The 22,517-nt window shown below is 74.5% G+C and carries 8 protein-coding genes; 2 read left to right on the plus strand and 6 right to left on the minus strand.

What is annotated here, in order from left to right:
- Window positions 1-9: 9 nt before the first annotated feature.
- Window positions 10-237, plus strand: a complete 228-nt coding sequence (locus tag AB0M92_RS15905) for a hypothetical protein (protein WP_366102716.1) — start codon at window positions 10-12, stop codon at window positions 235-237.
- A gap of 108 nt (window positions 238-345) precedes the next feature.
- A complete protein-coding gene (locus AB0M92_RS15910) occupies window positions 346-3,264 on the plus strand; it encodes an AAA family ATPase (protein WP_366102717.1) in 2,919 nt (972 codons plus the stop codon).
- A gap of 14 nt (window positions 3,265-3,278) precedes the next feature.
- Here AB0M92_RS15910 and AB0M92_RS15915 read toward each other — a convergent pair whose 3' ends face one another.
- The 6 genes from AB0M92_RS15915 to AB0M92_RS15940 form a co-directional block, all read right to left on the minus strand.
- The gene (locus tag AB0M92_RS15915) at window positions 3,279-4,544 is read right to left on the minus strand and encodes an MFS transporter (protein WP_366102718.1); all 1,266 of its coding nucleotides are present in this window, start codon (window positions 4,542-4,544) and stop codon (window positions 3,279-3,281) included.
- Between the two features lie 32 nt (window positions 4,545-4,576).
- Complete coding sequence (locus AB0M92_RS15920; RefSeq protein ID WP_366102719.1) at window positions 4,577-5,950, minus strand: cytochrome P450; 1,374 nt, start codon at window positions 5,948-5,950, stop codon at window positions 4,577-4,579.
- The gene (locus AB0M92_RS15925) at window positions 5,947-13,275 is read right to left on the minus strand and encodes an amino acid adenylation domain-containing protein (RefSeq protein WP_366102720.1); all 7,329 of its coding nucleotides are present in this window, start codon (window positions 13,273-13,275) and stop codon (window positions 5,947-5,949) included. Before AB0M92_RS15925 ends, AB0M92_RS15920 begins: the two co-directional genes overlap by 4 nt.
- A gap of 52 nt (window positions 13,276-13,327) precedes the next feature.
- The gene (locus AB0M92_RS15930) at window positions 13,328-19,684 is read right to left on the minus strand and encodes an amino acid adenylation domain-containing protein (protein ID WP_366102721.1); all 6,357 of its coding nucleotides are present in this window, start codon (window positions 19,682-19,684) and stop codon (window positions 13,328-13,330) included.
- A gap of 186 nt (window positions 19,685-19,870) precedes the next feature.
- On the minus strand, window positions 19,871-22,162 hold the full coding sequence (locus tag AB0M92_RS15935; RefSeq protein ID WP_366102722.1) for a lantibiotic dehydratase: 2,292 nt from the start codon (window positions 22,160-22,162) through the stop codon (window positions 19,871-19,873).
- A 10-nt stretch (window positions 22,163-22,172) separates the two neighbouring features.
- The gene (locus AB0M92_RS15940) at window positions 22,173-22,454 is read right to left on the minus strand and encodes an acyl carrier protein (protein WP_366102723.1); all 282 of its coding nucleotides are present in this window, start codon (window positions 22,452-22,454) and stop codon (window positions 22,173-22,175) included.
- Window positions 22,455-22,517 lie beyond the last annotated feature (63 nt).

Consider the following 22,517-nt stretch of genomic DNA (forward strand, 5'->3'; position numbering starts at 1 on the left):
CTCACCACCATGCAGAAGCCCCAGGTCAACGCCCAGTCCGTCGCCGCCGCCGAGGCCGCCGCAACGGCCGCCGCCGAGGCGCGGACCGAGGACCCGGCCGGCGGGATCACCCTGTCGGGACGGAACAAGGCGTGTGCCCGGGCCCGTGCCCTGGCCGGTGTGGTGCTCACCAGCGGCATCGTCATCACCCTGAGCACGATCGACACGAGCGTCTCGGCCCCGAACGTCACCTGGTAGCGCGTGTCCGATCTTCTCCGGATCTCTCCCGGATCTTCACCCCGCCCCTGTTCGAAACGGCCAACTTTCGTCGCACAATCGGCCGATCCCATGAACTAGATTGCGGACATGCGTTCCCGTTCGCGGTACATCGTCGGTCGTGACCCGCAACTGCGTGAGATCAAGCAGGCACTGACCGAAGCGGGAGAAGGCCGCGGCGGGGTGGTCTTCCTGGTCGGCGAGGCCGGAATCGGGAAATCGAGGCTCGCCGCCGAAGCGGTGGGCATGGCCTTCGGCATGGGCGTGCGGGCCCTGCGCGGCCGCAGCAGCACCACCGGCCCCACCGTCCCTTTCCGGCCACTCACCGAAGCGCTGATGTCGCTCTTCCGCAGCGGCGAACCCCTGGACGACCTGCCGCTCGGTCCCTACCGGCCCGCGCTCGGCAGGATCATCCCGGACTGGAGCAGCGACGCCCAGAACAACAGCTCCATGGTCATCCTCGGCGAGGCCGTCCTGCGGCTGCTCATCGCCACCGGCAAGGAGCACGGCCAGCTCCTGCTCCTGGAGGACCTGCACGACGCCGACCCCGAGACGCTCGCGGTCGTCGAATACCTGGTGGACAACCTGGAGTACACGAACGTGGTGCTCCTGGCCACCATCCGTACGGAGCCCTGCGACGCACTCGACATGGCCGACTCGGCCCGGAGGCGCGGCGTGGGGACCGTACTGGAACTCGCCCCGCTCACCCGACCCGAGGTCGGCGCGGTCATCGCCGCCCAGCTGGACACCGAACCCGAACTCGTCCCGCAGGCGGCCCTGGAACGGCTCTGGGACGACAGTGCCGGCAGCCCCTTCCTCGTCGAAGAACTCCTCCAGGGCATGATCGGCAGCGGCGCCCTCGTCCGCTTCGAGGACGGCTGGCGGGTCGTCGGCGACCTGCGCAGCGACGTGTCCACCGCCCTCGCCCGGGGCATCCTGCGGCGCATCGACCGCCTCGGCCCGCAGGGACTGACCCTGCTCTCCGCGGCCGCCGTCATCGGCCGCCGCTTCCCGCTCACCGTGCTCCAGCGGATGACCGGCATCGACGACCGCGGCCTGCTCAGCCACCTGCACGCCGGCGTCGCCGCCCAGCTCGTCGTCCCCGACGAACCCGCCCCCGACTGGTACGCGTTCCGCCACTCGCTCACCGCCGAGGCCCTGCACACCCAGCTCACGCCCGGCAACCGCGCGCAGATGTCGGGCCGCGCCGCCGACGCCGTGCAGGCGCTCTACCCCGACCTCGAAGGCGACTGGTGCCCCCTGGTCGCCGAGCTGCGCTCCCAGGCCGGCGACGACGCCGAGGCCGGGCGCCTGTTCACCACCGCCGGCCTGCGCGCCCTCGCGGCCGGGGGGATCGGCTCCGCGATCACCCTGCTCAGCCGGGCCGAACGGCTGCTCGCCGCCAGCCAGGACCCCGCCGGGCGCACCGACGCCCTCGAAGCCCTGCTGCCCGCGCTCGCCGAAGCCGGGGACTTCTCGCGGGCCTTCGGCTTCGCGGAGAACCTGCACACCCTCGGCGGCAGCGGCCTGAGCGCCACCCGCCTCGCCGCGCTGCACACCCGGCTCGCCAAGGTGGCCCACACCGCGGGCCGCTGGGAGGACGGCAACAGACAGATAACCCAGGCCAGATCTCTCCTCGGCGCCCACCCCGACGAGCGCACCACCGCCTCGATCGACGTGACCGCCGCCTACCTCGCGCTCGACACCCCCGGTCCCGACCGCACCCAACTGGCGGAGAAACTGGGCAACTCGGCCCTCCAGGCAGCCCAGCGCCACGGCCTGGCCACCGTCGCCTGCCAAGCGCTGGAACTCCTGGCCACCCTCGCCCGCGAACGGGACTTCGACGAGGCCACCGCCCTGCTGGAATCGGCCCTGCAGACCGCCGAACAGCACCAGCTGCCGCTCCAGCGCATGTACGCGCTGACCCGGATCGGCGGCAACTACTGGCTCACCGAAGGCTCCACGGCCCCGCTGCTGGCCGCCCGGAGCGAGGCCCAGCGGCTCGGCTCGGCCACCATCGTCCACACCATCGACGGCATCATGATCCTCGACGCCGTCCTGCGGGGCGAGTTCACCGCAGCGCAGCGGTCCGCCGAGGAGTGCCTGGCCGTCGTACAGCGCCTGCGGCTGGCCCCGGCCACCCGCTACGTCCTCATGGCGCGGGCCACGCTGGCCGCCCACCGGGGCGACCGGCCCGCGATGGAGAGCGCGCTCGCGACCTTCGCCGGATGCGACGGCGCCGGCTCCCAGGAGGAACCGCTGACCCTCGGCCTCGCGCGGGCCTTCTGCGCGCTGATGGAGGAGGACCGGCCCGCCGCCGTCGGTGAACTGCGTGCCGTCGCCGACATGGAGGACACCAACCCCAGTACGTACTACCTCAGCGGGCGGTACGGCATCGGCCTGCTCCTGGACGTGCTGTCGGGGGAGGCCGACCGCGCCGCGTACGAGGAGATCGCCGCGACCGCACCCGGCCGGATGCGCTGGAACCGGCAGTTCGTCCTGTTCGCCGGCGCCGTCCTGCTGGGCCGCGAACGCCGCCCCGAGGAGGCCGCGGCCGCCGTGGCCGAGGCCCTGCGCGTCGCCGCCCCGTACGCCACCGCCCTCCACCTGGCCCTGAGGATGATCGCCGACGCGGCGTACGAGGACGGCTGGGGCGAGCCGGTGGCCTGGCTGCGCCAGGCCGAGGAGCACTTCCACCAGGGCGGGGTGGCCACCGTCGCGGGCGCCTGCCGCGCGGCCCTGCGCCGGATGGGCGCCCCGGGCCGCCAGCGCCGTACGGGTTCGAGCACGATTCCGGACGTGCTGCGCGCCCAGGGCGTCACGGTCCGCGAGTACGAGGTCTTCCGGCTCCTCGCGGAACGGCTGGGCAACAAGGACATCGCCGACCGCCTCTACATCTCCCCGCGGACGGTCGAGAAGCACATCGCCGCCCTCGCCGCCAAGACCGGTCGTGCCAACCGGGCCGCGCTCTGCGAACTCTCGGCGTCCCTGGAGGCGTCGGGGAGCTGACGGACCGGACACGGTCACCGCATCTCGCGCACCGTGCGCGAGCCGAGGATGCCGATCGCCGTCACCGCCAGGACCGCCGCCGAGACCGCGAACATCGGGGCGGTGCCCGACTGTGCCAGGGCACCGCACAGGACCAGGGAGAGCGGGGCCACCGCGTAGCCGATCACCATGTCCACCGAGATCACCCGGCTCAGCACCGGGCCGTCGATCGTGCGCTGGATCCAGCTGAGGCCGAAGACCCCCTGGAAACCCATCCCGAAGCCCATCGCGAGCACCGTCGCGAGGGCCCCCGCCGTGTTGCCGACGAAGCCGAGCAGGCCCGTGCCGATCGCCAGCCAGCCCGCCAGCGCGGCGATCAGCAGGCCGATCCGCGGGCGGCTGCTCACGGCGCCGCCGACCAGGGTCCCCAGCATGGCCCCGCCGGCCAGCGCGCCGTTGAGCAGGCCGAGGGTGGCCGAGCCGCCGTGCAGGTCGACCTTGGCCAGGGTGGCGAAGCCGACGGTGAACGGCCCCGCCTGGCAGAAGGTCACCGCCGCGTCGACGGCCAGGATCGTACGGATCCGCGGGTCCTCGAAGGCGTACCGCAGCCCGGCGCGGATCCGGGCGCCCAGCGAGAGCGGGGGCTCGGGCGGGGCGGCGCCCGCGGCCGGGCCCTTCTCCTCCTCGGCGGGGCGCGGCAGCGGGCGGATCCCCGCCACGCACACACCGCAGAGCGCGAAGCACACCCCGTCGACGATGAAGGCGACGGAGGCGTTGGAGAAGGCCACCACCATGCCGCCCACGGCCGGGCCGAGCACGGCCGCCACTTTCGTGCCGACCGCGAGCAGGGCATTGGCCGGGGCGAGCTGCTCCTTGCCGACGACCGACGGCAGGATCGACGCCCGGGCCGGCTGGAAGAAGGCGTCGACCGCCCCGAAGGCGGCGGCGGCGCAGCACAGCATCCACAGCGTCAGGGATCCGGCGAGGCCGGCCAGGCCCACGCCCGCCATCAGGGCGGCCCGGGCCCAGCTGGAGAGCTTCATCAGGGTCCGCGGGGACCACTTGTCGCTGAGGGAGCCGCCGACCAGCGTCAGCAGGGCCCGCGGCACCGCCTGGAAGGCGAGGACGTAACCGAGGGCCAGCGTGGACTGCGTGAGACCGAGCGTGATCCAGGAGAAGGCGATGTAGCTGAACCCGTCGCCGAGCAGGGACAGCGACTGTCCGAGCCACAGCAGCCGGAACGAGGGCAGCCGGGCGGGGGCGCTCAGCCGGTCCCGCGCGTCCACCAGGGTCGAAGCCATGAACAACATCCCATCCGTAGGGCCGGCCGTGGTCAGTAGCGGACGGGCAGGGCCGTCAGCGCGCGGTTGAGCAGGGACGGCTGCCAGGTGTGCTGCCCGCCGAGCAGCTCCAGCCCCGGGTACTCGCGGACCAGTACGTCCACCACCGCTCCCGCCACCAGCCGGGCGAAGGCCGCCCCGATGCAGAAGTGCGCGCCGAAGCCGAACCCGAGGTGCGAGGCGCTGCCGCGCCGGACGTCGAACGCGTCCGGGGCGGCGAAGCGGGCGGGATCCCGGTTGGCGGCCGCCGTGACCAGGAAGAGCCGGTCCTCGGCGCGGACGGGGCGCCCGTCGAGGTCGAAGTCGCGCGCGGCGGTGCGGATGGACATCTTGGAGGGGCCGTCGAAGCGCATGGCCTCCTCCACCGCCATCGGCACCAGCGCCGTCGGGTCCTCCCGTACGGCGGCCAGCTGCTCGGGGTGCTCCAGCAGGGCGAGCACGGCGTTGACGATGAGGTTGCTCGTGGTCTCGCCGCCGGCGAAGGCCATCTGGGTCAGCATCCCGACGAACTCCTCCTCGCTGACCGACTTCCCGATCTGGCCGCCCGCCAGGACGGCGCTGATCAGGTCGTCCTTGGGGTCGGCGCGGCGCTGCTTCACCAGGTCGGCGAGGTAGTCGTCGAGGTTGACCAGGGACTGGAGCGAGGTGCGGTACTCGCGCTCCTCCTGGGCGGCCCCGAGGACCAGGTCGCCGACGCGGGCGTTCCAGTACCAGAAGGAGGGGCCGTGCGCCTGGGGGACGCCCAGCCAGCGGGCGAAGACGAGTGCGGGCAGCGGCCGGGCGATGTCGGCGACCAGGTCCCCGATCCGGCCGGGGACGGCCCGGCGGGTGAGCATGGCGCGGGTGGCGCGCTCGACGAAGGCCCGGTAGCGGCCGATGGAGCGGGCCGCGAACTGCTCCTGGAAGACCTGGCGCAGCCGCCGGTGCTGCGGGGCGTCGTTGAACACCATCCAGCGGGACAGGATCCCGAAGGCCCGCTCGGCGTCCTCGCGGGCGCCCTCCGGCACGGCGTCCATCAGCGGGCGCACCCGCTCGGCGGAGACGGCGGGGGCGCGCAGGCAGTGCATCAGCTGGGCGTGCCCGGTGACGAGCCAGGCCCGGTGCATGGCGGACCAGTACACGGGGTCGTGGTCGCGCAGGGAGTTGAGGTACCCGTACGGGTCCGCGTTGACGGCGGGGTCGAGGAGGTAGCGCTCGGCGAAGGGGGCCGCGGGGGCAGCCGGGGCCGCCTGGCTCGTACGGGTCGCGGGGGCCGGCGGTCCGGCCGGCGGGGCGGTCCGGCCGGTGACCGGGCACACCAGGGGGGACGGCTCCGCGGTGGCGGTGGCGGCGGTGGCGGTGTTCGTGTTCGTGGTCAGGACGGTCATCGGCGTGCCTCCGACTGGATCCGGCCGAGCGCAGCAGCGGTCTTGTGCATCAGCCGTTCGGACATCATGGACATGTGGTCGCCTTCGGTGACGTGGACGGTCAGTCCGCCGAGCGCGATCTCGCGCCAGCGTTCGACGTAGGTGCGGAAGTCCACGTCCAGCCCGGGCATCGGTTCGCCGTCGGGCAGTTCCGCGGCCGCGCTGCCCACCAGGAGGTGGACACGGCCGGGGTAGGGGCGCAGTTCGTACGCGGACAGGGCGGTCAGCAGCGAGTGCCAGACCTCGATGGGGGCCTGCTCCACCAGGGCCGCCTCGCCGGGGCTCATGCCGGCCCCCAGCAGCAGGGTGGTGAGCTCGGCCACGGCCGCCTCCCGCTCCGCCGAGGGCGGCAGCGTACGGAGGCGGTCGCGCATCCGCAGCCCCCGCTCCATGTCCCGGCCGACCGCCGCGAGGCGTTCGCGGGACGCCGGGTGGGGCAGGTGCGGTTCGATCAGGGTCAGCGGGGCGACCGTGTGACCGGCCGCGTGCAGCTGGGTGGCCATCTCCAGGGCGATGTTGGCGCCCATGGACCAGCCGAGCAGGTCGTGGGGTCCGTGCCCGCCGTGGGCGGCGAGCTCGGCGGCGTAGTTGGCCGCGATCCCGGCGATGGTGGTCGGGTCCACCCCGCCGAGCAGGCCGCGGGCCTGGAAGGCGCGGACCGGCCGGCCGGGCGGCAGGGCCCGCGCGAGCGGCACGTACCAGGCGCCGCTGCCGCCGCTGGGGTGCACGCACCACAGCGGGGCGCCGTCGCCCTCGCGCAGCCGGACCTCGGAGATGACGGCCCTGGCGCCGGCGGACGCCTCCTCGGCGGCCGCCGCCTGCGTGGCGCGGGCGGCGAGCCGGGCGATCGTGGGCAGTTCGAGGAGGTCCCGTACGGAGACGCTCAGCCCCCGGGCGGCCGCCTGCGCGGCGACCCGGACGGTCGAGAGCGAACTGCCGCCGAGGGCGAAGAAGTCGTCGTGGACACCGACCTGCTCGATGCCGAGCACCGTGCGCCACACCTCGGCGAGCACCACCTCGGCCGGCGTGCCGGGCGCGACGTAGTCGGTGGCGCTGCCCAGCCGGTCGGCCGCGGGCAGCGGCAGGGCCTTCTTGTCCACCTTGCCGCTGCTGTTGACCGGCATCGCGTCGAGGAAGACGAACCGCGCGGGGACCATGTACGCGGGCACCTTGGCCCGCAGCGCCTGGCGGAAGGGCTCGACGACGGGCGCTGCGCCCGCCTCGGGCACCACGTACGCCACCAGCGCCGGCTCCGGAAGGTCGCGCCGCAGCAGGACCACCGCCTGCTGCACCTCGGGCAGTTCGCGCAGCCCGTGCTCGATCTCGCCGAGCTCGATGCGGAACCCGCGCAGTTTCACCTGGCTGTCGCGGCGGCCGAGGACCTCCACCGCGCCGTCGGGCAGCTGGACGCCGATGTCGCCGGTGCGGCACAGCCGCCCGCCGGGGGCCCCGTACGGGTCGGGGACGAAGGCGGCGGCGGTCAGGTCGGGGCGGTTCACATAGCCCCGGCCGATGGCGCGCCCGCCGAGGTAGACCTCGCCCTGCACCCCCACGGGGACCGGCTGGAGGTCCTCGTCGAGTACGTAGACCTGCGTGTTCCTTATGGGCCAGCCGATCGGCGGGCGCTTGCAGTCGGGCTTCAGCAGGGTGGAGACGGACCAGACGGTCGTCTCGGTGAGCCCGTAGACGTTGTAGAACCGCCGTCCGTGCGCCCACTTCTGGGCCAGTTCGGCCGGGCAGGCCTCGCCGCACACCTGGAGGATCCGCAGGGCCGGGAAGCGGTCCTCGCCCAGGGCCGCCAGGGCGCTCGGGGCCAGCATCGCGACCGTGATCCCGTAGTCGAGCAGGGTGTCCGCCAGGTCGGCACCCGCGCGCAGTGCCTCTCTGGGCGGGGTGCACAGCTGGGCGCCGTTCGCCAGGGCCCAGGTCAGGTCCAGGATGGAGACGTCGAAGCTGAGGGAGGCGAACTGGAGCACCCGGTCCTCGGCGGTCACGGGGAACAGATCGCGCTGCCCCTCCAGCATGTTGGTCAGGCTGTGGTGCTGGATGGTGACGCCCTTGGGCGTGCCCGTGGAGCCGGAGGTGTAGAGGACGTAGGCGGCGTTGTCCGCGGTGACGGGCGGCGCGGGAACCGGCGCGCCGACGGGAGCGGCCCAGGTCTGCGGGTCGTCCACGACCAGGGTCGGTCCGTCGAAGGGCACGACCCCGAGCAGCGAGGACTGGGTGATCAGCACCGGCATCCCGCTGTCCTCGACGATGAACTTCAGCCGGTCGGCGGGGTGCTGCGACTCCAGCGGCAGGAACGCGCCGCCCGCCCGCAGTACCCCGAGCACCGCCCGGACCATCTCGGCTCCGCGGTCGAGGCAGATGCCGACCGGCACCTCCGGGCCGACCCCGAGCGCCCGCAGCCGGTCCGCCAACTGGTGTACGGAGGCGTCGAGTTCGGCGTAGGTGACCTCGCGCTCTCCCTGCCGGACGGCCACCGCGCCGGGTGTGAGCACCGCGTGCTCCGCCACGCACTCGTGGAACATCAGGGAGGTGCCCGCCAGCTCGGGGCCGCGGCCCCACTCCTCCAGCGCCCGCATCCGCGCCTCGCCGGCCAGCACCGGCGCCGTGACCGGGGCCTGCGGCCGCGCGGTCATCGCCTTCAGCACCTCGCACATCAGGTCGGCGAGCTGCTCGGCGGTGGCCGGGGCCAGGTGGTCCGGGTCGACGTCGAGGATGAGGGACTCCACGCTCGCGTTGAGCATCAGGGGGAACGCGGTACGGGCGATCTCCAGCGAGTCGTCCCAGCTGTCCCCGGACAGCCGGTGGAAGTTGACGTAGTTGAACAGGGTGTCCGCCACGCTCGGCGCACCGGGCCTCAGCTGTGCCATCCGGGCCAGCGGCACCCTGCGGTAGGGCAGCATCTCCTGCTCCGCGGCGAACGCCGCCTTCAGGTACTCCAGCCAGCTGCCCCGGGGCCGCCGGACCCCGAAGGGCACGGTGTTCAGGAACAGCCCGCGCATCCGGTCGGAGCCCGGCACCTCGGGCCGCCCGTTGGTGACCAGGCCGACCGAGTGTCCGGCGGCGTCCCCGTCACGCTCGGCGAACAGGCTCATGGTGTGGTGGAACGCCGTCAGCAGGACCGTGCGGCGGGGCACCCCGGCCAGCCGCGCCAGCCGGCCGATCGGCTCCGCGAGGGCGGCGTACGAGCGGCGCACCTCGTGCACGAACTGCCCGCGGTCGGAGGCCTCCGTACCGCGCCGGGTGAAGCGGACCGGGCTCAGGTCGGCGAGCTCCCTGCGCCAGAACTCCAGGCCCTCCTCGTCGACGAGCGCGGCCCGCTCCAGCGCCACGTACTCGGCGTACGGGGGCGCCGCCGGCAGCTCCGGGGTCCGGCCCTGGGCCACGGCCTGCCGGTGCAGGTCCAGCAGGTCGGCGATGAGGGAGGTCAGGCTCCAGCCGTCGAGCACCACGTGGCAGTCGGTCAGCGTGAGCCGCAGCTCCCGGTCGGTGAGGTGGTGCAGGTGGATGCGGACCAGCGGAGGGGCCGCCAGGTCGAAGCGCCGGGCGAACTCCGCGTCCACGTAGCCCCGTACGGAGGCCCACTGCTCCTCGTGCGGGAGGCCGCGCAGATCGCTGTAGCCGACCGGCAGCCCGGCGGCGGCGTGCACCAGCTGGAGCGGCTCGGAGAAGGTGACGAGGTCGATGGAGGAGCGCAGGATGCTGTGACCCCGCACGACCGTGTCCACGGCGGTCTGGAAGGCGGCGAGGTCGAAGCCCTCCGGCACGGTGATCTTGAGGTCGGTGACGTTGTGGTAGGCGCCGCGGTCCGGGTCGGCCAGCATCTCGTGCAGCATCCCGGCCTGGAGCATGGTCAGCGGGTACGCGTCGTCGAGGCCCTGCGGCAGCCGGGCCGCGTCCGCCGGATCCAGCTGGGAGAACGGTTCCACGGGCGCGGGGCCGGTGCCCTCGGCCGCCTCCGTGGCCAGGGCCGCGAGGTCGCCCAGGGTGCGGGCCCGGAACAGGTCCGGGACGCTCAGGCCCAGGCCGGCGTTGCGGGCCTGCCCGATCACGCGCAGGGCCAGCATCGAATCGCCGCCCAGGTCGAAGAAGTTCGCCGTACGGCTGATCCGCTCCGCGCCCAGCACCTGCGACCAGATGCGGGCCAGCGCCTCCTCGGTCGCACCGGACGGCGGGACGTGCCCGGCGGGCGCGCCGGCCCCCTCGACGGCGACCGCCACCAGGGACGTGCGGTCCACCTTGCCGTTGGCGGTGATCGGCAGCTTCGGGTGCCGGACGAACAGTGCGGGCACCATGTACTCCGGCAGCGTCAGGCGCAGCCGGTCGCGCAGGTCCGGCGCGTCCAGCGGACGGCCCTCGGTCAGCACCACGTGGGCGACCAGGCGGGCCCCGCCGTGCGCGTCGGGCCGGGCCACCACCGCGGCGTCCCGTACGCCGGGCAGGGCGCGCAACGCGGTCTCGATCTCGCCGGGCTCGATGCGGAAGCCGCGGATCTTGACCTGGTGGTCGGCGCGGCCGGCGTACGCCAGCTGCCCGTCGGGCAGCACCCGTACGAGGTCGCCGGTGCGGTACATGCGGGTCCCGGCGGGACCGAAGGGGTCGAGGGGGAAGCGCTCGGCGGACAGCTCCGGCCGGTTGCGGTAGCCGCGGGCCACCCCGCCGCCGGACACGTACAGCTCGCCCACGGTGCCGTGCGGCACCAGGCGGCCCGCCCGGTCCAGGACGTAGCCGTGCTGGCCGGCCAGGGGGCGGCCGATCGGCGAGTACACGGGCGAGACCGTGTCCTCCTCGGTGATCAGCCGGTAGGTGACGTGCACGGTCGTCTCGGTGATCCCGTACATGTTCACCAGCGCGGGCCGCGCGCCCTCGGGCACGGCGAACCAGTCGCGGTAGTCACGGGCGTCGAAGGCGTCGCCGCCGAAGACCACCGTGCGCAGCGCGAGGGCGCCGAACTCCTCGCCCTGCTGCGCCAGATGGGCCCGAAGACCCTTGAACGCGGCCGGGGTCTGGTTGAGGACGGTGACGCGTTCGTCGCGCAGGACGGCGTGGACGGCCGCCGGGTCGCGCACCTCGTCCTCGGTCAGCACGACCACCCGGCCGCCGGAGGCCAGCGGGGCCCACAGCTCCCAGACGGAGAAGTCGAAGGCGGGGGAGTGCAGGAGCGTCCACACGTCGTCGGCGCCGAAGTCGAAGTGGTGGTCGGCGGCGTCCAGCAGCCAGGCCAGGTTGCCGTGGGTGATCTCGACGCCCTTGGGCCGACCGGTCGAGCCGGAGGTGTAGATGACGTACGCGAGGGTCTCCGGGCCGGGAACGGCGCAGTGCAGGTCCTCCGTGTCGTCGCGGCGGCCGTCGGAGGTGTCGTCGGAGGGGTCGGCCAGCGGGATCACGCCCACCGCAAGCCCCTCCACCGCGGCGCGGCCGACCGCGTCGGCGACCACCCACTCCACACCCGCGTCGCCGACCGTGAACTCCCGCCGGGCCCGCGGGTGGGCGGGGTCCAGCGGCAGGTACGCCGCGCCCGCCCGCCATACGCCGAGCAGCGCGACGGCCAGGTCGACCGAGCGGCCCAGGCACACCCCGACCAGGGACTCCGGGCCGATGCCCGCCGCCCGCAGCCGCCGGGCCAGGGCCAGCGAGGCCGCGTCGAGTTCGGCGTACGTCAGGCTGCGGCCGCCGCCGCAGACGGCCCGGGCGGCGGGCGCCAGCCGGATCCGCTCGGCCAGCCGCTCCATCGCGAGCCGGGGGGCCGGCTCGGGCACGGCGGCCGCCGGCAGGCGGTTCGCCGGGCCGTCGGGGCCGAGCAGCGCGGCCCGCTCCGCGGCGGTGAGCAGGTCGGCCATGGCGAGCGGCACGTCCGGGGCCTCGGCGAAGGCCCGCAGCACCGCGACGGTGTGCTCGGCCAGTCGGGCCACCGAGGCGGCCTCGAACAGGTCGGGGCGGTAGACGAACCGGAGCCGGATGCGGTCCGCGTCCTCGCTGACGTCCAGCGTCAGGTCGAACTTCGCGGTGGTCAGGTCGATGGGGAAGGCCGTGCCCGTCGCCCCGCCGAGGGCGTACCCGCCCTGCGGCGCGGCGGCCGAGTACGAGAACAGCACCTGGAACAGGGGGTTGCGCGACAGGTCCCGCTCGGGGCTCAGCTCGTCGACGATCCGCTCGAACGGCAGGCCCTGGTGGGACAGGGCGCCCAGGACGCTCTCCCGGGTCCGGGCGAGGAGCTGCGCGGAGGTCGGGTCGCCCGCCAGGTCGGTGCGGATGACCAGGGTGTTCACGAAGAACCCGACCAGCTGCTCGATCTCCGGGCGCTCCCGGTTGGCGACGACGGTGCCGATCGCGATGTCGTCCTGGCCGCTGTGGAAGGCCAGCGCCGCCTGGAAGGCCGCCATCAGGGTCATGTACGGGGTGGTGTCGGCCCGGCGGCCGAGCTCGGCGAGCGCCGCCGTCAGCGCCTCGGGGAGTTCCACGGTGTGCACGGCGCCGGCGGAGCTGCGGACGGCGGGCCGCGGGTGGTCGGCGGGCAGTTCGAGCGGGGTCAGACCGGCCAGCGCCGTACGCCAGTAGTCCAGGTCGGCGCTCTCGTCGGCCCCGCGCTGCCAGTGCGCGTAGTCGGTGTACTCGACCGGCGGCCGGGCGGGCTGCGGGGCCCGGCCGTGGCACCGGGCGCGGTAGCAGGCGCCGAGGTCGCCCGTCAGGACGTCCAGCGACCAGCCGTCCGAGACGATGTGGTGCATGGCCAGGACCAGTACGTGGTCCTCGGCGCCGATCCGCAGCAGCGTGGCCCGGAACGGGGGCGCGGCCGCCAGGTCGAAGGGGCGCAGCGCCACCTCCCGTACGGCGGCGGCGATCGCCTCGGGGCCGCCTTCGCGGACCGCCGCGGGCAGGTCGACCACGTCGAGGCCGGCCGCGTCGGCGGCGGGCAGCACGTGCTGGGCGGGCACCCCGTCGTCCTGGGAGAAGACCACCCGCAGCTGCTCGTGGCGGGCGGTGAGGTCCCCGATCGCGGCGCTCAGCGCGGCGGTGTCCAGGGGGCCGGTGAACCGCCAGGCGGCGGGCATCAGGTACTCGACCCCGCCGGGGTCGAGCTGGTCGAGGAAGTAAAGGCGCTGCTGGGCGGCCGACAGGGGGGCCTGCGCGGGGCGCGGGTCGAGGCGGGGGATCCCGGCGGGCGCGGCGGCCGCCTTGCCGCGCAGGCGCATTTCGAGGAGCCGGCGGGCGGCGGGGGAGAGGCCGCCGGGGGTGTCCGACGAGGCGGTGGTGGAGGGTTCGACCTGTGCAGTGGTCATCGCAAGTGCCGTCCAATCAAGGCTGGGATCGAGGTTCGGAACGCGGCGGCGGTCAGAACTCGGAGGTCAGGGACAGGTCGATCTCGTCGTCGCTCATCGAGGAGATCTGGTCGATGAGCTGTCGTTCCACTTCGATGGCGAGCAGTTCGACCGTCGGGTGGTCGAACAGGTCGCGTACCTGGATCGGGCAGTCGAAGGCGGTGCGCAGTCGGGAGGCGGCGGCCACGGCGCGCAGCGAGTGGCCGCCGAGGGAGAAGAAGTCCTCCCGGATCCCGACCTCGGGCAGGCCCAGGACCTCGGCCCAGATCTGGGCCGTCACCACCTCGGTCGGGGTGCGCGGCGCCACGGACGCGGCCGGCGCGGCCGGTTGCGGGTCGGGCAGGGCGGCGGTGTCCACCTTGCCCTGCACGGTCCGGGGCAGGGCGTCGAGCAGGAGGAACGCGGCGGGCACCATGTAGCCGGGCAGCAGGGTCCGGCACCAGGCGGCCAGCGCCTCGGCGTCCGGCCCCCGGTCCTGGACGGCCGCGTAGCCGACGAGGGCGCGCTCCCCGCGCAGTTCGCGGACCAGGACGGTCGCGGCGTGCACGTCCGGGTGCTGTTCGAGGACGGCCGCGATCTCGGCCGGTTCGATGCGGAAGCCGCGGATCTTGACCTGGTCGTCGGTGCGGCCGAGGAACTCCAGCTCCCCGGAGGCCAGTCGGCGCACCAGGTCGCCGGTGCGGTAGAGCCGCCCGCCGGTCCCGCCGTACCCGTCCGGTACGAACCGCTGCGCGGTGAGGGCGGGTTGGCCGAGGTATCCGCGGGCCAGCTCCGGGCCGCCGATCAGCAGTTCGCCCGGCACTCCGACCGGGACGAGCTGGTCGAGCGCGTCGACGACGTACGCCCGGCGGGAGCCCAGCGGCCGGCCGATCGCCACCCGGCCCTCGACGGGCGCGGTGACGGTGTGGGCGGTGGCCGAGATGACCGATTCGGTCGGGCCGTACGTGTTGACGACCGGTACGTCGGGCAGGTGGGCGAACCAGCGGGCCAGCGGCGCCGAGGGCAGCGCCTCCCCGCCGGTGACCAGCAGCCTCAGGCCCTTGAGGTCCCCGGCGACGGTGTCGAGGCGGGCGACGATCTCCTCCCAGTAGGCGGGGGTGGCCTCCATGACCGTGATGTCCCGGCTGCGTACGGCCTCCGCGAGCTCCTCCACCGACCAGACCTCGTCGGGGCGGACCACCACCGAGGCTCCCGCGCCGAGGGCGGGCAGCACCTGCTCCAGCGAGGCGTCGAAGGAGAAGGAGGCGAAGGCGAGGACCCGGTCCTCGGCCGTGATGCCGAACAGCTCGCGGGCCGCGGCGGTGTGGGCGCCCAGCGCGTGGTGCTCCACGCCGACGGCCTTGGGCCGGCCGGTGGAGCCGGAGGTGAAGATGACGTACGCGAGGTCCCCGGGACCGGGGGTGTGGCGCGGCGCGTCCGGGTCCGCCGCCACGGAGTCGACGGGGACGGTCCGCGGTCCGAGCGCGGCGGCCAGCGCCTGCGTCGAGCCGTCGCTGAAGACGCTGTGCACGCCCGCCTCGGCGCACATGAACCGCAGCCGGTCCTCGGGCAGCCGCGGGTCCAGCGGCACGTAGACCCCGCCGGCCCGCCAGATCGCGGCCATCGCGGCGACCGAGCGGATACCGCGGCGCAGGCACACGCCGACCGGCGTGCCCGGCCGCACCCCGGAGGCCGCCAGAGCCGCGGCCAGCCCGCCCGTCAGGCCGTCCAGCTCCCCGTACGTCAGGCTCTCGTCCCCGCAGAGCAGGGCCACGGAGTCCGGGGCGCCCGAGACGGTGAACGGCCGCGCCGGGGCGTCCGCCGCGGAGCCCGCGGCCCCGGCCAGCTCCTCGTACTCGGAGGCGGACAGCAGCTCCAGCCGTCCGACCGCCCGCTCCGGATCGGCCACCACCGCCTCCAGCACCCGGCCCACGTGCCCGGCGAACCGGGTGACCGTGGCGGCGTCGAAGAGGTCGCTCGCGTACTCCACGTTCAGTGCGAAGCGGTCGGGATAGAGCAGGAAGGTGGCGGTCAGGTCGAACTTGGCCGAACCCCACGGCAGGACGAAGTGCTCCACGTCGAGGCCCTCGACCCGCGGCCCGCCCGCCGCGCTCTCCTGTACGTCGAACATCACCTGGAACAGCGGGTTGCGCGACGGGTCCCGCTCCGGCCGCAGATGCTCCACCAGCCGCTCGAAAGGCACCTCCTGGTGGTCGAAGGCCCCGAGCACCGACTCCCGCACCCGGTCCAGGAACTCCGTGAACGTGGGCTCGCCGGACAGGTCCCCCCGCAGCACCACCGTGTTCACCAACAGCCCCACCAGCCGCTCCAGCTCCAGCTGTCCGCGGCCCGCGACCGGGGTGCCCACCGCCACGTCCTGCTGCCCGGACCAGCGGCCCAGCACGATCTGCACCACGGCCAGCAGCACCGTGAACCGGGTCACCCCGTGCCTGCGGGCCAGCTCGCCGAGGGCGGCCTCCAGCTCCTTCGGCAGGTCGACCTCGACCGCCCCGCCCCGCCCCGACCAGCCCGCCGGACGCGGCCGGTCCGTCGGCATCTCCAGTACGGGCACACCGGCCAGCGCCTCCTCCCAGTACGCCAGCTGCCGCTCCAGTACCTCGCCGGCCATCCGGTCGCGCTGCCAGAGCGCGAAGTCCCCGTACTGGAGGGGGACGGGCGGCAGTTCCGCCGGACGCCCGGCCACACGGGCGGCGTACGATTCGGCGAGCTCGCCGATGATCACGTCCTTGGACCAGCCGTCGGTCGCCGCGTGGTGGAAGGCGATGACCGCCACGTGGTCCTCGGGGTCCAGCTCCCACACCCCCGCCCGCAGCAGCGGCGGACCGGCCAGGTCGAAGCGGCGGGTGGCGTACGGGACGGCCACCGCGCGCAGCCGCTCCAGCCGTACGGCCTCCTCGTCCCCGGGCGGGGCGGACTGCCACACCAGCGGTACGCGCACCCCGTGGACCACCCGCTGCGCGGGCTTGCCGTCCACCTCGACCAAGGCGGTGCGCAGCGCCTCGTGCCGGGCCACCACCTCGTCGAGGGCGCCCTGCCAGGCGTCGCGGTCGAGCCCGCCGCGCATCCGCCACGAGAACCAGAGCACGTACTCGTCGCCGACGTCGGACATCCGGTCCAGGAACCACATCCGCTCCTGCGCGAAGGACAGCGGCAGTGGTCCCGAGCGGTCCACCGGGACGACGGTGGCGGCGCCCGCCTGCCGGGCCGCGGCCACCAGCGGGCCGAACGCGCGGATGGAGGGGTTCTCGAACAGCGTGCGCAGCTCGACCTCGCGGCCGAGGCGCTCGGCGATCCGCGAGACGGCCATGGTGGCGAGCAGCGAGTGGCCGCCCAGGTCGAAGAACCCGTCGTCGATGCCGACCCGGTCGACCCCCAGGACCTCCGCCCAGATGTCGGCGACCACCTGCTCGGTGGCGTCGCGCGGCGCGATGAACTCGGCGCCGCCCGCGGCCGCCCGGTCCCGCTCGGCCCGCTCCCCGTCCGGCCGGGCGGCGGGCAGCGCCGTCCGGTCCAGCTTGCCCGAGGCGTTCACGGGCAGCGCGTCGAGTGCCACGAAGTCCGCGGGCACGGCGTAGTGCGGCAGCCGGCCGGCGCAGAAGGCGCGCAGTACGGCGGGCTCCACCGGGCCTTCGGGGCCGGCCACCACGTAGCCGGTCAGGCTCTTGCCGCCCTGGGCGTCCGAGCCGACGGCCACCGCGGCCGCCACCACTCCGGGGCATTCGCCCAGCGCCGCCTCGACCTCGCCGAGTTCGATGCGGAAGCCGCGGATCTTGACCTGGTCGTCGGTGCGTCCGAGGAACTCCAGCTCTCCGGTGGGCAGTCGGCGCACCAGGTCGCCGGTGCGGTAGAGGCGTCCGCCGTCCGCGCCGTACGGGTCCGGGAGGAACTTGGCTGCGGTGAGGGCGGGTTGGCCGAGGTATCCGCGGGCCAGCTCCGGGCCGCCGATCAGCAGCTCACCCGGCTCTCCGACCGGCACGAGTTCGTCGTGCGCGTCCACCACGTACACCCGGCGGGAGCCCAGCGGCCGCCCGATCGGCACCCGGCCGGGGTCGGTGACCCCGGCCGCGCCGATCTCGTGGGTGGTGGCGGTGACGGTGGTCTCGGTCGGCCCGTACGCGTTGAGTACCCGTACGTGCGGGGCCCGCGCCTGCCAGGCGGCCAGCGCCGCGGCCGGGACGGACTCCCCGCCGAGGATCAGCAGGCGCAGCGGGGCGAGGGAGGCGGCGGTGCGGTCGGTGAGCGAGAAGGCCAGCTCGGCCCAGTACGTGGGCGGCAGGTTCAGCACGGTGATCCCGTACCGCTCCACCACCAGGGGGATCTGAGCGGGCAGCCACTGCTCGTCCGGCCGGACCACGAGGGTCGCCCCGCAGCCGAGCGCGGTGAGCAGCTGGTCCAGCGAGGCGTCGAAGGAGAAGGACGAGAACGCGAGCACCCGGTCGCCGCAGGTGATCCCGAACTCCTCGCGGGCTGCCGCGACATGGGCGTCGATCGCGCCGTGTTCGATCCCGACGGCCTTCGGACGGCCGGTGGAGCCCGAGGTGAAGATGACGTACGCGAGGTCCCGCGGGTCGGGGGTGTGGTGCGGGGCGCCCGCGTCGGGTCCGGCGTCCTCCACCCGCAGCACCCGCGGGCCGAGCGCGCCGGCCAGTTCCGCGGTCGCGGCGTCGGTGAGGACGCACGCCAGCCCGGCCTCCTCGGCCATGAACCGCAGCCGCTCCTCGGGGAGCGCCGGATCCAGCGGTACGTAGACCCCGCCGGCCCGCCAGATCGCGGTCATCGCGGCCACGGACGCGACCCCGCGCTTCATGCACACGCCGACCGGGGTCCCCGGGCCGGCGCCGGCCGCCCGCAGGGCGGTGGCCAGGCCGCCGCCGAGGGCGTCCAGCTCGCGGTAGCGCAGGATCTTCTCCCCGCAGACCAGCGCCACCGCGTTCGGCTCGCCCGCCACGGCGAACGGCGTGGCCGCCGGCGCGGGGCGCTCCGGGCCCGCCGTCGCGAGCAGGCGGGCCCGCTCCTTGCCGGGCAGCGGCTCCAGCCGTCCGGCGAGCTCGGCGACCGGGCCCCCCGGCGCGGCCGTGACCGCGCGCAGCAGCTCCACGTACCCCTCGGTGAAGCGGACCATCGTGCTCTGGTCGAACAGGGCGGTGGAGAACTGGAGCCGCGCCGCGATGTCCCCGTTGGCGCGCAGGCTCAGGTCGAGGAACACGTCGAGCGGGGTGCCCGTCAGCGGCGTCCGTACGAGGCCGACGTCCAGATCGTCGAGGCGGGCCGCCGAGGGGACCGTGTTGAGCAGGGTGAAGGAGGCCTGTGCGAGCGGGTGGCGGGAGAGGTCGCGCTCGGTGACCACCTCGCCGACCACCCGGTCGAAGGGCGCCTCGGAGTGCGAGAAGTCCCGCAGGGCCCCCGTGCGGACCCGCCCCAGCAGTTCGGCGAAGGTCGGATCGCCGGACAGGTCGGTCCGCAGGACGATCGTGTTCACGAACGGGCCGATCACGTCGGCCACTTCGGCCCGTCCCCGGTCGGCCAGGGTGGTGCAGACGGCGATGTCGCGGCGGCCCGAGTAGTGCCCCAGCAGGGCCTGGTACACGGCCAGCAGCAGCATGTAGCGGGTCGCGCGCTGTTCGCGGGCCACCCGGTCCACCTCGGCCACCAGCTCGGCCGGCAGCTCGAAGCGGACCACGTCACCGGATCCGTCCCAGAAGGCGGGCCGCGGCCGGTCGGCGGGCAGCGCGAGCGGGGCGACCCCGGCCAGCCGCTCCCGCCAGTACCCGAGCAGCCGCTCCATCCGCGGGCCGCTCAGCCGCTCCGCCTCGGTCCGGGCCACGTCGGTGTACTGCAGCGGCGGCGCGTCCACCGCCTCGCCCCGGTAACCGGCGTCCAGTTCGCGCAGCAGCACGTCCCAGGACCAGCCGTCCACCGCGATGTGGTGCACCACCAGGAGCAGTACGTGCTCTTCGGAGCCGATGCGGGCGAGGGTGGCCCGCAGCGGGTGCTCCTTGGCCAGGTCCAGCGGCCGCGCCAGCTCCCGGTCGAAGAGCTCCTCGATGCTGCCGGCCTCCGTCCGCGCCAGGCGGGTGCGGCCCGCCGGGTCCACCACCGGCACGGGCTCGCCGTCGACGGCCGTGAACCGGGTGCGCAGCACCTCGTGCCGGTCCACGATGCCGGCCAGCGAGCGCTCCAGCGCGGCGGCGTCCAGGGCGCCGCGGATGCGCAGGGCCAGCGGGAGGAGGGACTCGGCGGAGCCTCCGGTGAGCTGGTCGAGGAACCACAGCCTCCGCTGCGCGAACGACACTCCGTCACCGTCACGTACGACGTCGCCGGCTTCGCTGCCGTGCCTCGCCGGTCCGCCGTGCGCTGCGACAACCTTCACTGTGGGCCTCCAAGCGGTGTTTTCCTCAACACTGCTGTCTGGGGAGATCCGTCAGTAGGGAAGAAGACGCAGCCGCGCACGCAGCCGCGGGGGGTAGAACGCGCAACGGCGGCCCCGCACGGCGCCCGTTGCTCCGCCGTGCGCGCCGCCGGTACGCGTCGCTCCCCTGGTGGTGCCGTGTTGCGGTCAGCCCTCGTCCACCGCCACGAAGCGCAGCTCGGAGGTGTACACCTCGCCCTGGTCGTCGGTCAGCCAGGCCTGTTCGGGGCTCGGCAGCATCTCGGTGAAGACGGCCCGGCCCTGCGGCTCCTTGCGGGCCATCCTGCGGACCGCCTTGGCGAGGATGTTGACGTACACCGGGCTGTCGAAGTCCACGTAGAACGGCCGGGTCTCGGTGGGCAGTACGACGAACACGAACCGCGGCAGCCCGCGCCGCTCCCCCCACTGCCGGGCCCGTACGAACCGGCGCGCCTCGTCCTTCTCGTCGGCGAAGTCCATGTCCGACGGCGGCAGCCGCCAGGTCTCGCGCGCCACGACGAGCCGGTCCACGGTGACCCGGGGGGAGTGGTCCGCCCCGTCCGGCAGGATCTGGAACAGGTCCATCGCCAGGGTGGTCAGCACGTGCGAGAACACGTCCACCGCGGGGAACTCGGACCCGTCGGGCAGCACCACGGCCAGCTCGCCGTCCGCCCGCTCGGTCACCGCCACGTCGGCGCTGAGCACCGTACGGGGCCGGCCCGGATCGGCGGTGAAGTCGACGAGGGCCACGTAGTAGTCCTCGGGCCGGACCAGGGAGTGCCGGATCCGCGCCGACAGCCGGGAGCGGTGCTCCTTGGGCAGCAGCGGCATCAGCCGGGGGCCGGGATGGTCCCGGCCGGTCAGCCCGAGCAGCTCGCCGGCGTCCGGGTGCTGGTTGACGAACAGAGAGGCGCCCAAGGTGTTCGCGGCGACGTGCAGTTCGCCCAGGACCAGCTCGAAGTCGCCCCGGGCCACGGCCTGTTCCCCGGAGGCCGCGATCATGATGTCGGGGCTGAGGTAGCGGGCGGCGGTCCAGCCCCCGCCGGGGCCGCCGAACTGCTCGGCGACGGGCCCCGCGACGGCCTCCAGCGGCAGCCCGACCCGGCGGGTGCCCGGCGGCGGCGACAGGATGGCGTCCCAGCGCCTGCGGAACTCCCGCTGGAGATCGGCGGATTCCGTGCGGGCCGCGCCGTGCAGGATCGGCATGCAGGCGAACCAGAACGCGGCCAGGTCGACCGGCCCCTGCCCGGCCAGCCGGCGGTACACCTCCCGCGCCCGGGCCATCACGGCGTCGGCGAGCCGCGCGGTGAGCCACCCGGCGCTGGTCAGCAGCGGGTCCAGCGGGGCGAGGGCCTCGTGCACGGTCCGCCCCAGGGTGGCGGTCGCCGCCCGCCGGCAGTCGGAGTACACCAGTGCCCGGCAGGGCGCCGTACCGGCCGCCTTCTCGCGTACGGCGGCGGTCTCGGTCAGCGCGACGAACTCCCCCTCCAGGTCGGTCAGCGCGGCCACCAGCGCCTCGGGCCCTGCCGCCCCGCCCACCCGGTCCCGGCCCCGCTCCAGGGCGTCCAGGGCGGCCAGGCCGGGCTCGCGCAGCTCCGCGTCCCCGACCCGCTCCAGCCAGGCCCGCAGATGCCGCTCGGGGCGGGCGTCGGCGGGCACCTCCAGCTTCCACACCACCCACCGGCGGGCGACCAGGTCGGCCAGCACGGCGGACACGTCCACCTCCGGCAGCGCGGCCCGGATCTCCCGAGCCGGGCGGACGCCGTCGCAGAGGGCGAGCACGGCGCGCGCCCCCTCGCCGAGGGCCTGGCTCGGCCGGCCCGGCACCGTCACGTCCATGCCGGACTGGCGGACGAACGGCACGCGCCGGGGCGCCACCCACTCCCGTACCGCCGGGTCGGTGTCGATCCGCGCGGCCAGGGCGTCGATGGCCCAGCTGGCGAAGTACACCTGCGATCCGGCGATCAGACCGGTGCCGGGGTCGACCTCCACCCCGTGCGCGGCGAGGTCCCAGCGGCCCCAGCCGACCGGGCCGAAGAACCCGATGGTGTCGTTCTTGACGCAGAACCGCTGCCAGTAGTGGGCCACCAGCTCCTCGCGCTGGCGGGGCATGCTGGTACGGCCCGCCGCGGTCGGCGTCCAGTTCAGGAAGGGCGTGATCCCGGAGGCGAGCACCGGGCGGTTCTGCCAGGCCACCGCCTCCCGGAAGGCGGGCATCCGGGCAATGTCCTGGAGCGTGTGCGCCGTCTCCACCTGGGCGTCGGCGAACAGGGCGGCGAACTCCCCCCACCGCTCACCGGCCAGGCCGGCCGCGCCCTCCTCGGGATCGAACTTGTCGGCGGCCGGGGCCAGCCCGTCAGGGGCCAGCCGCAGCACGCCCCCGGCCGGGAAGCCCGCCCCGCGCAGGGCGAATTGGTCCCACAGCCGCCAGCGGCCGCCGGGTACGTAGGTGTCCGTCATGACCGGCCCCTCATGCCTGGACGAAGTCGGCGTGGACGACGTCGGCGAGGTCCGCCGGCGAGGGGTAGGCGAAGACCAGGGCCACCGGGACCTCCGCCCCGAGTGCCTCTTCGAGCCGTGCGGTGATCCGGAAGGCGGTCAGCGAATCGCCGCCCCACTCGTAGAAGTCGCTCTGCTCGTCGAGCTCGGCGACCCCCAGGGTCTCGCGGTAGATGGACACGACCAGCTCGGTCAGGGCGGTGGCGGTCAGCTGCGCGGTCGGGTTCGCGGTCTCGTTCACGGTCATGGTCATGAGGTCTCCTCCAGGAGCGGAACTGCGGTGGTGTGGTGTGTGGGGCCGTGCGGGTGGTACGGG

Origin of the sequence: Streptomyces sp. NPDC051582, assembly GCF_040681715.1 — a bacterium.
In the GTDB taxonomy this organism is placed as follows: Bacteria; Actinomycetota; Actinomycetes; order Streptomycetales; family Streptomycetaceae; genus Streptomyces.